This window comes from Rahnella sp. ChDrAdgB13, assembly GCF_017655185.1.
Taxonomy (GTDB): domain Bacteria; phylum Pseudomonadota; class Gammaproteobacteria; order Enterobacterales; family Enterobacteriaceae; genus Rahnella; species Rahnella contaminans.
In genome coordinates, this window is record NZ_JAEMGT010000031.1 from 117784 (window position 1) to 132157 (window position 14374).

Genomic DNA, 14374 nt, shown 5'->3' on the forward strand with positions numbered 1-14374 from the left:
ATTATGCCAGAAAACAAATTAGCGGTTCTCGACTTACACAAACGCTACGGTGACCACGAAGTGCTGAAAGGCGTGTCTTTGTCTGCGAATGCGGGCGATGTCATCAGCATTATCGGTTCGTCCGGTTCCGGGAAAAGTACCTTTTTGCGCTGCATTAACTTCCTGGAAAAACCGAGCGAAGGTTCGATCAGCGTCAATAATCAGGATATCCGTATGGTGCGCGACACCGACGGGCAACTGAAAGTTTTCGACAAAAAACAGCTGCAACTGCTGCGTACTAAACTGACGATGGTCTTCCAGCATTTCAACCTGTGGAGCCACATGACGGTGCTGGAAAACGTGATGGAAGCGCCGGTTCAGGTGCTGGGATTAAGCAAAGCCGAAGCGCGCGAACGTGCGGTGAAATACCTCGATAAAGTGGGCATCGATGCCCGTGCGCAGGGGAAATATCCGGTAAACCTGTCAGGCGGACAGCAACAGCGCGTGTCTATCGCGCGTGCACTGGCGATGGAACCGGAAGTGCTGCTGTTCGATGAACCGACGTCAGCACTTGACCCTGAACTGGTAGGCGAAGTCTTGCGCATCATGCAAAAACTGGCGGAAGAGGGGAAAACCATGGTGGTGGTCACACACGAAATGGAATTTGCCCGTCACGTTTCCAGCCATGTGATTTTCCTGCATCAGGGCGTTATCGAAGAGCAGGGTGATCCTGATGAAGTCTTTGGCAACCCGAAAAGTGCCCGTCTGCAACAGTTCCTTTCAGGTGCATTGAAGTGATATCCGTGCTCCTTCCCCTCTTACGAGGGGAAGGCTGGGATGGCGTGTGGGTTTTTCTCAACTAAAGCAGGATCAGCCTTTCGCAGCCAGCAGGCAAAGCTGTACGGTCAGTTCATAGGATTTCACAAACGAATTCACCGGCAGGAACTCATATTTCGAGTGGAAATTATGCGCGCCGGTGAAGTAGTTTGGCGTCAGCAAACCTTTCGCTGACAGCGCTGCGCCGTCGGTACCGCCGCGCATCGGGATCACTTTCGGCTCAACGCCAATCTCTTTAAGACCCGCAAAAATCAAATCAATCGCACGACGGTCTTCGCCGATGGCGCTGCTGATATTGCTGTAGGTATCGCTGATTTCAACTGACACTTTTGCCGCCGGATATTGCGCGGCAATGTCTTTCGCGACGTCGTGAATTTTCTGCTTACGTGCAGCAAAACTGGCGCTGTCAAAGTCGCGGATTGACGCGTTCAGCTTAGCCCCTTGCTGCGAGGCGCTCATGCCGTTAAACCACACATAACCTTCGCGGCCTTCGGTGTTTTCCGGCGTCTCAGCGCGGTCGAAATGACTGATGAAGTCCTGTGCCATCAGCAGCGGATTCACCAGCACGCCTTTGGCGGACATCGGATGCGCGGTGACGCCGGTAAAGGTAATTTCAGCAGCAGCAGCGTTGAAGTTTTCGTATACCACTTCGCCAAGCTCGCAGCAGTCTATGGTGTAAGCGAAATCCACGTCAAAACGGGCGAGATCCAGCGCTTTTGCGCCGCGCAGGCCGATCTCTTCATCAGGGACAAACGCTACCACGATATCGCCGTATTCCTGCTCTGCGCCGAGGTTTTCCAGCAGCGTCATCACCACGGTGACGGCCGCTTTATTGTCCGCGCCGAGTACGCTGGTGCCATCACTGAAAATAATCTCCTCGCCCAGATACGGTAAAATCTCAGGCCTTTCCGCAGGTCGCAGCCAGATATCCTGTTCTTTATTGAGACACAAATCATCGCCGGTGAAACGCAGCGTTTGCGGGTGAATGTCAGGGCGCAGGCCGACATCCACGGTATCAATATGCGTAATGAAACCGATGCGCGGGCCACCTTTTTTCGTGCCCGGTTTAACGGCAGTAACGGTCGCGTGTTCGTCAATCTGAATGTTTTCCAGACCGAGCTGGTGCAGCTCATCGGCCAGTAAACGCGCCATATCATGCTGCCCCGGCGTACTCGGCAGCGTAGTCGCACTGGCATCACTTTGTGACGTCACGGAGAGATAGCGGTAGAAACGTTCGGTAAGCTGTTTTGCGATTTGTGTCGACATCTTGACCTCTGAATGATCGCCAATAAGGTGTGTTGTTATAAGATTTTCATATATAACAAAGCATTACTAGGTGTTATCCAGATGTTAATCTGTTTTTGCTTTATGTTCCACGATGAAGAAGATCTAAACACTCTCCGGACAGGGAAAATAGGGAAAAGAATGAAACACAACATCTTAAAAATAAGCACAGGTTTACTGGCATTAGCCCTCACCGGCGGCGCTTCGGCGAAAACGCTGGTTTACTGCTCTGAGGGTTCGCCGGAGCAATTCAACCCGCAACTTTACACCTCGGGCACCTCGGTGGATGCCAGCGCCGTGCCGATTTACAACCGTCTGGTGGATTTCAAAACCGGCACGACGGAGCTGGTGCCAAGCCTGGCGGAAAGCTGGGATGTCAGCCCGGACGGCAAAACCTACACGTTCCATCTGCGCAAAGGCGTGAAATTCCAGAGCAGCAAACTGTTCACGCCGACCCGCGACTTTAATGCTGACGATGTTATCTTCTCGTTCATGCGTCAGAAAGACGAAAATAATCCTTACCATAAAATCTCCGGCGGCACGTATCTGAACTTCGACAGCCTGAAATTGGGTGATCTGATTGGCAGTATTGACAGGGTGGATGATTACACCGTGCGCTTCAATCTGACCCGCCCGGAAGCGCCATTTGTCGCCGATCTGGCCTGGTATTTTGCGTCTATCCTCTCGGCAGAATATGCCGATCAGATGCTGAAAGCCGGTACGCCGGAGAAGGTGGATCAGAACCCGATCGGCACCGGTCCGTTTGAGCTGGTGCAGTATCAGAAAGACACGCGCCTGCTGTACAAAGCGTTCCCGGATTACTGGCAGGGCAAATCTAAAATCGATCGTCTGGTGTACACCATCACGCCGGACGCCTCGATGCGCATGGCCAAGCTTGAGAAAAACGAATGTCAGGTGATGCCGTTCCCGAATCCGGCCGATCTTGATCGTCTGCGTGCCAACAAAGATATTAATCTGATGAGCAAATCCGGCCTGAACACCGGTTTCCTGTCGTTCAACACCCAGAAGCCACCGCTTGATAATGTGAAAGTGCGTCAGGCGCTGAGCATGGCGATCAATAAGCCGCAAATCATCGACGCTGTTTTCCACGGCACCGGAACTGTCGCCAAAACGCTGCTGCCAACGGGTGTCTGGAGTTATAACGATAAGCTGGTGGATTACGATTATTCGCCGGAGAAAGCCAAAGCCTTGCTGGCAGAAGCCGGGATGCCGAACGGTTTTGATATCGATCTGTGGGCGATGCCGGTTCAGCGTCCGTACAACCCGAACGCGCGCCGCATGGCGGAGATGATTCAGGCTGACTGGGCGAAGATTGGCGTGAAAGCGCACATCATCAGCTATGAGTGGGGCGAATATCAGACCCGTATCCGTAACGGCGAACATATGGCTGCGCTGATGGGCTGGACAACGGCCAACGGCGACCCGGATAACTTCTTCGGCCCGCTGTTTACCTGTAATGCAGCAAAAGGCGGTTCAAACTCCGCGAAATGGTGTTATCCGCCGTTCGACCAGCTGATTACCGAAGCCAAGGAAACCACCGACCATGCGAAGCGTGTCGCGCTCTACGAGCAGGCTCAGCAGATGATGCATGATCAGGCTCCTGCGGTGATGATCGCGCACTCGACGATTTTCGAACCTGTGAGGAAAGAAGTGAGTGGGTATGAGATTGACCCGTTTGGGAAACATGTTTTTTATCAGGTGGATGTGAAGGAGTAAAACGATCCGTGTAGTCTGCTCCTCCCCCTTTGCAGGGGGAGGAGCAACGCCAAAACGGTTTTTCTTCACATGCATGAGCAAGACTTGCCCAATCACCCCAGCAAATCCTCCAGGGCTTCTTTCAATTCCTGATGCTTAAACACAAATCCAGCTGCTTCCAGCCTGCGCGGCACGGCCCGCTGGCCTCCCAGCACCAGTACGGCGGATTCCCCCATCAGCAGGCGCACTACCGGCGCAGGCGCGCGCATAAACGCCGGGCGGTGCAGGACTTCACCGAGCAGGGCGCTGAACTGTTCATTGCGGGCAGGATAAGGCGAAGCCATATTGAACGGGCCGGAGAGCGTTTCGTGCGTCAGCAGGAAAATGATGCCATCAATCATGTCATCGATATGGATCCACGGCATATATTGCTGGCCATCGCCCAGCGGACCGCCCAGACCGGCGCGGAAAGGCAGCACCATTTTGGCCAGCGCGCCGCCTTTTTCAGCCAGAACGATACCCGTACGCAGCAGACAAACGCGGGTTCGCGGGCTTTCGGCAGTCAGCGCGAGCGCTTCCCAGCGGGCGCACAGTTGCCAGGTAAATTGCTTATTCGGCGGTTCATCCTCCGGCACCAGCGCCTGACCCTGATCGCCGTAATAACCCACGGCGGAGCCGGAAATGAAGACCGAAGGCGGCGTCTGGCTGGCGTTGATCAGCGTCGCCAGCTTTTCCGTTAACTGCCAGCGGCTTTCGCACAGCAAGGCTTTATGCTCTTTCGTCCAGCGTTTGTCGGCGATCGGCTCGCCCGCCAGATTAATTACCGCGTCAAAACCGTCCAGCGATGTTTTGCCGTCGAGGGTTTCCCAGATCTGAACCTGTGGCCCCAGCAGTTTTGCCGCACGTTCAGGTGCACGGCTTAGCGCAGTAATCTGATGAGATTGCCCGAGAAGCCGTTCCGTGAGTTTACGGCCAATAAGCCCGGTAGCGCCGGTAATCAAGATCTTCATATCGTGATCCTTAACTGTCTGAATACGCGGATGAACTGTCTCTAATCATAGATGAGTCATCACCATTAACGCGCGATATGGAGCACAATTAGGAATTATTTATTCAGCGGAAATCAGAACGCCTCCGGCAGATACCGGAGGCGGGAGGGCTTATTGCACAGAGGCCAGCGCGTAGGCTTTTTGGGTGGCCGGACGCGCTTTAACTCGTTCAAACCAGTTGCGGACGGCCGGGTATTCAGCCAGATCAACGCGCTGACGCTCGTGCGCCACCACCCACGGATACGTGGCGATATCCGCAATGCTGTAATGGTCACCGGCGATATAGGCGTTTTTTTCCAGCTGGCGGTTCAGAACGCCGTACAGACGTCGGGTTTCCTGAAGGAAACGTTCGATGGCGTAAGGCACCGGCTGCGGGGCGTAATGCGTGAAGTGATGGTTCTGGCCAAGCATCGGACCAAATCCGGCCACCTGCCAGTAGAGCCATTCCAGCGTGGATGTGCGCTCGCGCAGCTCTTTGCTCAGGAATTTCCCGGTTTTTTCTGCCAGATACTGCAAAATGGCGCCGGATTCAAAAACGCTGACGGGCGCGCCGCCGTCAACAGGCTGGCTGTCGACAATGGCCGGGATTTTGTTGTTCGGGGATAGGGCGAGGAATTCAGGTTTGAACTGGTCTCCGGCGCTGATATCAATGCGGTGGAGCCGGTATTGCAGGCCACTCTCTTCAAGAAAAAGAGAAATTTTATGGCCATTAGGTGTTGGTGCATAATAAAGATCGATCATATTGCCTCCTGCGTTGTTTTAATCACTCTTGGCGATTTGCGGGGCGAAATGCGCCTATGTGTTACTGCTAATCACAAGCTTATTATCAGATTTAATAGGGTAACATAACGTGGGTAAATAGGAGTCTATGTCAGAGTTGTCTGATGGCGAACTTTGCGCCATAACTTAGCTTTTACCATGCACCAATGCATCCATGGCTATTGAAGCAACCCCGCAGACCCAGATAGAATCTCCGAACATTATCGACGTGTTGCAAAATCACTGCGCACAGACTTATTGCGCACAGACCAGCGCTTAAAAGAGAAGGTTCATCGGATGTCAGAACAAGAGCAAAACATCAGTACGGATGAATGGGTAGATATCGTCAACGAAGAAAACGAGGTCATTGCCCAGGCCAGCCGACAACAAATGCGCGCTCAGGTCCTGCGTCACCGTGCCAGCTATATTGTGGTTCATGACGGCATGGGCAATATTTTGGTTCAGCGCCGAACTGAAATTAAAGACTTCTACCCGGGCTGGCTCGATGCCACGGCCGGAGGAGTGGTACAAAGCGGTGAAAATATCCTTGATTCTGCCCGCCGTGAAGCGGAAGAAGAGCTGGGCATTGCCGGTGTTCCGTTTGCTGAACACGGGCAGTTCTACTTCGAGGAAGAGAATAAATGCCGCGTCTGGGGCGCACTATTTAGCTGCGTTTCACACGGGCCTTTCGCTTTGCAGGAAGAAGAGATTGATGCCGTCCGCTGGATGACGCCGGAAGAAATTACGGCACGTTGTGACGAATTCACCCCGGATTCCCTGAAGGCATTGTCCCTGTGGATGACGCGCAACAACGAAAAAGAACACGGTAAACCGCTGACGCGCGAACCGTCTGTGTTAGCCCCGGAAAGCGTGCAGGATGAAGACAGCGCGCGCTCTGAAGGTGACGCGGAGTAAGGCCGCCGGCGGACGATGTAAAGTTGTCCGCCGCTTTTCTAGCAACTGTCCCGCTTACACAATGACGAGGCGATCGTCACTTCTTCCCATTCTTCGTCGTTAATCCTCGCCAGCAGTGCCTGCGCGGCGCGTATTCCAATTTCTTTATGCGGGATCGCTATCGTCGTCAGCGGCGGCTGGCAGACTTTGCTCACATCTGCGTTACCAAACCCGACAACGGCCAGATCGTCCGGCACTTTGATGCGACGTCGCTGACATTCGTACAGTGCGCCGCAGGCCAGATCGTCAGAAACACACACCAGTGCGTCAATTTCCGGCCAGGCGAGCAGGAATTCCGGTAACTGCTGTGCACCAGTTGAGAAGCAGGCCGGTTCAGCGGCGTTAATCACGCGATGCGGTGACATGTGCGCCTTGAGCATCGCCTTGCGCCAGCCTTGCAGGTGTTGCTGGAAAATCCACTGTTCCTGATTGGCACACAGCATACCGATGTTCTGATAACCCTTTGCCACCACGGTTTGCGTGAGCTGAAACATGGCTTCAACGTAATCAATCCCAATATTCATGTCTATCGGGGAGTCAGTCAGCGCACCAATTTCAAGAACCGGAATGGTCAGATTATCCAGCCACTGACGCACGCTAGCGGAGTGTTCGACCGACAACAAAATAGCGGCAGCCAGATTATAAGAGAGCAGGGTTTCCAGCAGCTTTTCTTCACGCTCGATCCGGTGCTGGGACTCGGCGAGCATGATCTGATATCCGGCGGGTTGCAGCACTTTTTGCAGACCGGCGAACATCTCGGCGCAACCGGATTCAGAAAGGCTCGGCACAATCATCGCAATAGTATTGGAGGACGCTGAGGCCAGCGAACTCGCGGCCTGATTGGGCAGATATCCCAGCTGACTGACCGCTTCTTCAATCTTTTCCCGCAGCTTATCGGAGACCTGTTCCGGCGTTCGCAGTGCGCGGGAAACGGTCATGCTTCCCACGCCCGCAAGCTGCGCGACATCGGCCAGCGTCACTCTTCCGGTACTGCGTCTTTTTTTGTTAATGGACATTCACGATCCTGGCTGCGCATCTTGCGCACAAATTATACCCGCAGGCATAGCGAAAAAAACAGGCCGCAGCAGGACCGGTATCGAACAGCAACCACGGCAGAATTCGGTAAATTATCGGCAATTTCCAGACAAAGTATACCGTTATTTGTGCGGCCAGCGGGCTGATGGTTCCGCAATGGGACTATTTTTGATAGCGCTATCACAGATCTCAATGATAGAAGTTTGGTAGCGCTATCTTTGTGAGTTGTATCACAGATGTTAACGCTACCGCTGAAGTAGAGTCTGGATCGTTGGTGGTGTCTGGGGGAAATTCGACCCGCCATCTTAAAAAAATAAACCGGAGCCATAACTATGCTGAATGATTGGCTGACTTCTGAGAGGATTCAGATCAGAACAGATATCACTGACTGGCGTCAGGCTGTGGAAGTGAGCGCTGAACCGTTGCTGAAAGAAGGGACGATTACGCCCGACTATCTGACGGCAATTTTTGCTCAGCGTGAAAAACTGGGACCGTATTTTGTTCTGGCACCCGGCATTGCGATGCCACATGCCAGGCCGGAAGAGGGCGCTAACGGATTAGGATTGTCTTTACTGACATTGCCGCACGGGGTGAAGTTTAATTCGGCAGATAACGACCCGGTGTATACGGTCGTGATGTTATCTGCACCCGATAAGCACAGCCATATTGAGCTTATTTCCGAACTGGCGGAATTGTTCTCCAGTGAAGAAGATATGCAGAAAATATTCCATGCCAAAGCCTTACATGAAATACAGGAAGTCATCGCCCGTTATTAATTTAGGTTAAGAGTTGTTTTAATTATTAACAGGCCGACGATTTCACTCTCAGAAAAATAGTGTTTTTCATATGCATTATCCTGCGTAGCGGATACGTGTACCCTACGCCTTTCAAAACAGATAAAAATCAGGTGAATTTATGAAGATTATGGCGATTTGCGGTTCCGGTTTAGGCAGCAGCTTTATGGTAGAAATGAATATCAAGAAAGTCCTGAAGAAATTAAACATTCAGGCCGATGTTCAGCACTCCGATTTGTCATCAGCTATCCCGGGTGAAGCGGATCTCTTTGTCATGGCGAAGGACATTGCCGCCAGTGCCAGTATTCCGGAAAACCAGCTGGTAGTCATTACGAATATAATTGATATTAATGAACTTGAAACCAAACTGATTGCGCATTTTGAAAAACACCCAGTGTCCTGACCGGCACTGAATAACCCTACAAATAAAACGAATAGACAAACGAGGTGGATATGTTTATCCAGGAAACGCTCAAGTTTGTGGTTGATATATTAAAAGTGCCTTCTGTACTGGTCGGGCTTATTGCATTAATTGGCCTGGTTGCGCAAAAGAAAAACTTTTCAGATGTCGTCAAGGGAACCGTTAAAACAATACTGGGCTTTTTAGTATTGGCTGGCGGTGCCACCGTATTAGTGGGCGCATTAAATCCACTCGGCGGCATGTTTGAACATGCTTTTAATATCCAGGGTATTATTCCAAACAACGAAGCCATTGTTTCCATCGCACTTGAGAAGTTTGGTGCACCGACGGCATTAATTATGGCGTTCGGTATGGTGGCAAACCTGGTTGTGGCGCGCTTTACCCGTCTAAAATATGTGTTTCTGACCGGACATCACACGTTTTATATGGCCTGTATGATCAGCGTTATCCTGACCGTTGCCGGTTTTGAAGGGGTTGCACTGGTTTTCACCGGTTCCCTGACGCTGGGCCTGATCATGGCGTTCTTCCCGGCACTCGCGCAACGTTATATGCGTAAAATCACCGGCAGCGACGATGTGGCATTCGGCCATTTCGGCACCATCGGTTATGTTTTATCGGGCTGGATCGGCAGCAAAGTCGGCAAGGGCTCACGCTCAACCGAAGAAATGAACTTGCCTAAAAACCTCAGTTTCCTGCGTGACAGCTCAATCTCCATCTCGCTGACCATGATCATCATTTACCTGATTATGGCGGTGTTTGCCGGGCAGATTTTCGTCGAGCAAACCTACAGCGCTGGCCAGAACTATCTGGTGTACTCCATCATCATGGCGATTACCTTTGCGGCCGGTGTGTTCATCATCTTGCAAGGTGTGCGTCTGATTCTGGCTGAAATCGTTCCGGCGTTCGTCGGCTTCTCCGAAAAACTGGTGCCGAATGCCCGCCCGGCGCTGGATTGTCCGGTTGTGTATCCGTACGCGCCAAATGCTGTGCTGATTGGTTTCCTGTTCAGTTTCCTTGGGGGGCTGGTCGGACTGTTCCTGCTAGGCCAGATGCATCTGGTGCTGATCCTGCCGGGTGTTGTACCGCACTTCTTCACCGGAGCAACGGCGGGCGTGTTTGGTAACGCAACCGGTGGTCGCCGCGGCGCGATGGTCGGTGCTTTTGCCAACGGCGTGCTGATTACCTTCCTGCCGGTTCTGCTGTTGCCGGTGCTTGGCGCGCTGGGCTTTGCCAACGCGACATTCTCAGATGCGGACTTCGGCGTCATCGGCATCCTGCTGGGTAATCTGGCCCGTTTCATGTCGAAGGAAGGCATCATGGCGCTGATTGTCGGCATCTTCGCGGTACTGGTTGCCTGGAACTATCTCGGCAAAAAACCAGTGGCTGATAAAGAAGTCACTGAGAAGTAATTCCCAGCATCAATACGTTTCTTAAATCCATCCGGGAAACACTGTCCTGCCTGTTAGCAATAACAGGCCAGGATTAGTGCTCACTAAAATAAGGACCCATCAAGATGAAAGATGTCCAGGAGGTTCGTGAACTGGCCCGCCATATCCGCATCGAGACGCTGAAAATGCTGACCGGTCTGGGGTTCGGGCACTACGGCGGCAGTATGTCAGTGGTGGAAACGCTGGCTGTTTTGTACGGTGATGTGATGCGTATCGACCCGAATAAACCGGACTGGCCGGAGCGCGATTATTTCGTGCTTTCCAAAGGCCACGCGGGCCCGGCGCTTTACGCCACACTGGCGCTGAAAGGTTATTTCCCGGTCAGTGAGTTGCAAACGCTGAACCAAAACGGCACCCGTTTGCCGAGCCATCCGGATCGTCTGCGCACCACGGGTGTGGATGCCACAACCGGATCACTTGGGCAGGGCGTTTCCATCGCGGCGGGCATGGCGCTTTCCCATAAACTGGCAGGCCGTTCCAACCGCGTTTTCTGCATCCTTGGCGATGGCGAACTCAACGAAGGCCAGTGCTGGGAAGCCTTCCAGTTCATCGCTCACCACAATCTGCACAACCTGACGCTGTTCATCGATTACAACAAACAGCAACTCGACGGCACGCTGGACGAAGTGATTAAGCCGTTTGATCTGGCAGGAAAATTCAGTGCGTTCGGGTTTGATGTTCAGACCATTAAAGGCGATGACGTGGTGGCTATCAGTGAAGCCGTTACGCCGGTTCGTCATGCAGAGCAGCGTCCGCTGGTGGTGATCCTCGACAGCATAAAAGGGCAGGGCGTGAAGTATCTCGAACAACTGGCGAACTCCCATCACCTGCGCTTAACGCCGGATGTAAAACTGGAAATTGAAAACGCTATTGCTGAGCTGGAGGCCGCCCATGTTTGAAGTCACGCTGGAATTGCAGAAAGATGCGGTTGAGATGCGTAAAGTCTATGCCAATACCGTTCGCGAGAAGATTGTCGAGAACACGCCGATTATCGCGCTGGAAGCGGATCTGATGAGCTCAATGGCAATGGACGGCGTGCATAAAGACCACCCGGATCACGTGATTAACTGCGGCATCATGGAAGCCAACGTGATTGGCGTGGCGGCCGGTTTATCGCTGACCGGACGCGTGCCGTTTGTGCATACGTTTACCGCTTTTGCCAGCCGCCGCTGTTTCGACCAGCTTTTTATGTCGCTGGATTACCAGAAGAATAACGTCAAAATCATTGCCTCGGATGCGGGCGTCAGCGCCTGCCACAATGGCGGGACTCACATGTCTTTTGAAGATATGGGCATTGTGCGCGGGCTGGCAAGCTCGGTGGTGATGGAAGTGACCGACGCGGTGATGTTCCGCAATATCCTGTTGCAGCTGATGGATCTGAAAGGGTTTTACTGGGTGCGGACTATCCGCAAACAGGCCACGCAGGTTTATAAGGAAGGTTCGACGTTCACCATCGGCAAGGCGAATCTGCTGCGCGACGGCAGCGATGTGACGCTGATTGCCAACGGTATTATGGTGGCGGAAGCGCTGAAGGCGGCAGAAATGCTGGAGCGTGAAGGCGTCAGCGCCGCCGTGATCGACATGTTTACACTCAAACCTATCGATAAAGACATCATCATTAAGTACGCCGCGAAAACGGGCAAAATCGTGACCTGTGAGAACCACAGTATTCATAACGGTCTGGGATCGGCGGTAGCTGAAGTGCTGGTAGAGAATCACCCTGTACCGATGCGCCGTGTCGGTGTGAAAGAGCGTTACGGTCAGGTGGGAACACAGGAATTTTTACAGCAGGAGTATGGCCTGACGGCAGAGCATATTCTGGAAGCCGCAAAAGCGTTGCTGTAATTTCCTTTGCGCCAAAAAAACGCCGGTCATCAAGACCGGCGTTTTGCGTTCAGAGGGGTCAGCTTATTTAGCCGGAACCGCCGCTTCTGCCTGAGCAGACTGAATCGCAGTCAGGGCTACGGTGTAGACGATATCGTCAACCAGTGCGCCACGGGACAGGTCGTTAACCGGTTTGCGCATGCCCTGCAACATCGGCCCGATAGAGACCAGATCCGCAGAACGCTGTACCGCTTTATACGTGGTGTTACCGGTGTTCAGGTCAGGGAAGATGAACACGGTAGCTTTACCTGCAACCGGTGAGTTTGGTGCTTTGGATTTCGCTACGTCAGCCATAATCGCGGCGTCGTATTGCAGCGGACCATCGATGATCAGGTCAGGACGTTTTTCCTGCGCCAGACGGGTCGCTTCACGCACTTTCTCAACGTCGCTGCCTGCACCGGAGTTGCCGGTAGAGTAGGAGATCATCGCAACGCGCGGTTCGATACCGAATGCAGCCGCGGAATCCGCAGACTGGATTGCGATTTCTGACAGCTGTTCAGCCGTTGGGTCCGGGTTGATCGCGCAGTCACCGTAAACCAGAACCTGGTCAGGCAACAGCATGAAGAACACGGAAGAAACCAGTGAGCTGCCCGGTGCGGTTTTGATCAGCTGCAACGGAGGACGGATGGTGTTTGCGGTAGTGTGAACAGCTCCGGAAACCAGGCCGTCAACGTTACCCTGTTCGAGCATCAGTGTGCCCAGAACCACGTTGTCTTCCAGCTGTTCGCGGGCAACCACTTCGGTCATCCCTTTGCTTTTACGCAGCTCAACCAGACGGGCAACGTATTCTTCACGCACAGCAACCGGATCAACGATTTCGATGCCTTTACCCAGCGTTACGCCCTGAGCGGCTGCAACGCGTTTGATTTCGTCAGGGTTACCCAACAAAACGCATTCCGCGATACCACGTTCAGCACACAGCGCTGCGGCTTTCACGGTACGCGGCTCGTCGCCTTCTGGCAGAACGATACGTTTGCCGGCTTTGCGGGCCAGTTCGGTCAGCTGATAACGGAAGGCCGGAGGAGACAGACGACGTGAACGCTCGGAGTGCGCGCTCAGGGAGTTAATCCAGTCAGCGTTGATGTGAGAAGCCACGTATTGTTGCAGTTTCTCAACGCGCTGATGGTCGTCCGCAGGCACTTCCAGATTGAAGCTTTGGAGGCTCAGGGAAGTCTGCCAGGTGTTGGTATCTACCATGAAGACCGGCAGGCCAGTCTGGAAGGCACGTTCGCACAACTGGTTGATACGGTCATCAATTTCATAACCGCCGGTCAGCAGGATTGCGCCGATCTCAACGCCGTTCATTGCGGCCAGACACGCGGAAACCAGCACGTCAGGACGGTCTGCGGACGTCACCAGCAGGGAACCCGGACGGAAATGTTCCAGCATATGAGGAATGCTGCGTGCGCAGAACGTCACGGACTTCACGCGGCGGGTTTTGACATCACCTTCGTTGATGATGCGGGCATTCAGGTGTTTCGCCATGTCGATTGCGCGGGTGGCAATCAGCTCGAAGCTCCAAGGAATGCAACCCAGAACCGGCAGCGGGCTGTTGGCAAACAGCTGAGTCGGATCAATGTTGGCAACGCTGGCTTTGGTGGAATCATCGAAGATTTCAGACAGGTCAGGACGTGTACGACCCTGATCGTCAACCGGTGCGTTCAGTTTGTTGATGATAACGCCGGTGATGTTTTTGTTTTTGCTGCCGCCGAAGCTGCTGCGCGCCAGTTCGATGCGCTCTTTCAGCTGTGCCGGAGAATCGTTACCCAGCGCCAGAACGAAGACGATTTCTGCGTTCAGGGTTTTGGCGATTTCATAGTTCAGGGCGTTCGCGAACTGGTGCTTACGCGTAGGAACCAGGCCTTCAACCAGAACGACTTCAGCGTCTTTGGTGTTTTCGTGGTAACGCGCGATGATTTCTTCCATCAGCACGTCTTGCTGGTTTGAACTCAGCAAGGTTTCAACGTGGCTCATTTTCAGCGGTTCCGCTGCGGTCACGGTGGAGTTAGCACGAATGATGGTGGTGGTCTGGTCCGGAGCATCACCGCCGGTGCGCGGTTGCGCGATAGGCTTGAAGATGCTCAGGCTGACGCCTTTTTGTTCCATGGCACGGATCACACCCAGGCTGACGCTGGTCAGACCTACGCTGGTGCCTGTGGGGATCAACATAATTGTACGGGACACGGCTAAACCTCTTTAACGGTTGCCAGGCAA

Annotated in this window: 13 protein-coding genes; 8 read left to right on the plus strand and 5 right to left on the minus strand. The window is 53.3% G+C overall.

Features of this window, described 5'->3' with window-relative positions:
• Window positions 1–3 precede the first annotated feature (3 nt).
• Window positions 4–777 (plus strand): histidine ABC transporter ATP-binding protein HisP, encoded by a 774-nt coding sequence (hisP, locus tag J8X26_RS10860; RefSeq protein ID WP_152324387.1) that lies wholly within the window; start codon window positions 4–6, stop codon window positions 775–777.
• Between the two features lie 72 nt (window positions 778–849).
• Here the strand turns inward: hisP and pepT are convergent, their stop codons facing one another.
• Window positions 850–2082: a peptidase T gene (gene pepT, locus J8X26_RS10865; RefSeq protein ID WP_208950892.1), complete on the minus strand. Its 1233-nt coding sequence runs from the start codon at window positions 2080–2082 to the stop codon at window positions 850–852.
• A 159-nt stretch (window positions 2083–2241) separates the two neighbouring features.
• Here pepT and J8X26_RS10870 point away from each other — a divergent pair, with 159 nt between their 5' ends.
• Complete coding sequence (locus J8X26_RS10870; RefSeq protein ID WP_152324385.1) at window positions 2242–3837, plus strand: ABC transporter substrate-binding protein; 1596 nt, start codon at window positions 2242–2244, stop codon at window positions 3835–3837.
• Between the two features lie 92 nt (window positions 3838–3929).
• Here J8X26_RS10870 and J8X26_RS10875 read toward each other — a convergent pair whose 3' ends face one another.
• Window positions 3930–4826: a TIGR01777 family oxidoreductase gene (locus J8X26_RS10875; RefSeq protein ID WP_208950893.1), complete on the minus strand. Its 897-nt coding sequence runs from the start codon at window positions 4824–4826 to the stop codon at window positions 3930–3932.
• A 150-nt stretch (window positions 4827–4976) separates the two neighbouring features.
• Complete coding sequence (yfcG, locus tag J8X26_RS10880; RefSeq protein ID WP_152324383.1) at window positions 4977–5606, minus strand: GSH-dependent disulfide bond oxidoreductase; 630 nt, start codon at window positions 5604–5606, stop codon at window positions 4977–4979.
• A gap of 315 nt (window positions 5607–5921) precedes the next feature.
• Between yfcG and yfcD the strand changes: the two genes are divergently transcribed.
• Entirely contained in the window at window positions 5922–6539 is a 618-nt protein-coding gene (yfcD, locus tag J8X26_RS10885) for an NUDIX hydrolase YfcD (protein WP_152324382.1), read from the plus strand.
• A 38-nt stretch (window positions 6540–6577) separates the two neighbouring features.
• Here the strand turns inward: yfcD and J8X26_RS10890 are convergent, their stop codons facing one another.
• The gene (locus tag J8X26_RS10890) at window positions 6578–7594 is read right to left on the minus strand and encodes a LacI family DNA-binding transcriptional regulator (RefSeq protein WP_208950894.1); all 1017 of its coding nucleotides are present in this window, start codon (window positions 7592–7594) and stop codon (window positions 6578–6580) included.
• Between the two features lie 351 nt (window positions 7595–7945).
• Here J8X26_RS10890 and J8X26_RS10895 point away from each other — a divergent pair, with 351 nt between their 5' ends.
• The 5 genes from J8X26_RS10895 (at window position 7946) to J8X26_RS10915 (ending at window position 12121) form a co-directional block, all read left to right on the plus strand.
• On the plus strand, window positions 7946–8389 hold the full coding sequence (locus J8X26_RS10895) for a PTS sugar transporter subunit IIA (protein WP_152324380.1): 444 nt from the start codon (window positions 7946–7948) through the stop codon (window positions 8387–8389).
• A gap of 139 nt (window positions 8390–8528) precedes the next feature.
• A complete protein-coding gene (locus tag J8X26_RS10900) occupies window positions 8529–8810 on the plus strand; it encodes a PTS sugar transporter subunit IIB (RefSeq protein ID WP_013574575.1) in 282 nt (93 codons plus the stop codon).
• A 50-nt stretch (window positions 8811–8860) separates the two neighbouring features.
• Window positions 8861–10237, plus strand: coding sequence for a PTS ascorbate transporter subunit IIC (locus tag J8X26_RS10905; RefSeq protein WP_165058307.1), 1377 nt, complete (start codon window positions 8861–8863; stop codon window positions 10235–10237).
• Between the two features lie 104 nt (window positions 10238–10341).
• Window positions 10342–11175: a transketolase gene (locus tag J8X26_RS10910; protein ID WP_208950895.1), complete on the plus strand. Its 834-nt coding sequence runs from the start codon at window positions 10342–10344 to the stop codon at window positions 11173–11175.
• Window positions 11168–12121, plus strand: a complete 954-nt coding sequence (locus tag J8X26_RS10915; protein WP_165058303.1) for a transketolase family protein — start codon at window positions 11168–11170, stop codon at window positions 12119–12121. Before J8X26_RS10910 ends, J8X26_RS10915 begins: the two co-directional genes overlap by 8 nt.
• 63 nt (window positions 12122–12184) lie before the next feature.
• Here the strand turns inward: J8X26_RS10915 and pta are convergent, their stop codons facing one another.
• Complete coding sequence (gene pta, locus J8X26_RS10920; RefSeq protein ID WP_208950930.1) at window positions 12185–14329, minus strand: phosphate acetyltransferase; 2145 nt, start codon at window positions 14327–14329, stop codon at window positions 12185–12187.
• Between the last annotated feature and the right edge of the window lie 45 nt (window positions 14330–14374).